General features: G+C 43.2%; 2 tRNA genes. Both read left to right on the plus strand.

Annotated elements, in window-relative coordinates:
• Positions 1 to 94 precede the first annotated feature (94 nt).
• Positions 95 to 181, plus strand: a tRNA-Ser gene (locus tag AB5935_RS24425).
• A gap of 65 nt (positions 182 to 246) precedes the next feature.
• Positions 247 to 317, plus strand: a tRNA-Glu gene (locus AB5935_RS24430).

Genomic DNA, 317 nt, shown 5'->3' on the forward strand with positions numbered 1-317 from the left:
AAAAAACAGGTAAAAAAAATCTTGCTAAAAGATTTGCGTAGTCCAAAAGTTCCCCCTATATTTGCACCGCATTTGAGAGAGAATGCGGGTTCAAGGAAGTTTGGGTGAGTGGCTGAAACCACCAGTTTGCTAAACTGACGTACTCGTAAGGGTACCGGGGGTTCGAATCCCCCAGCTTCCGCAAAATCTCAAAATAAAAAGAGCTAAGTTTTATAGACTTGGCTCTTTTTAAATCTATCAAACTCCGGTGGGTTCGTCTAACGGTTAGGACACATGCCTCTCACGCATGTAATACGAGTTCGATTCTCGTACCCACT

The organism is Phocaeicola sp. RTP21198st1_B8_RTP21198_201120 (genome assembly GCF_040929485.1).
Taxonomy (GTDB): domain Bacteria; phylum Bacteroidota; class Bacteroidia; order Bacteroidales; family Bacteroidaceae; genus Phocaeicola; species Phocaeicola dorei.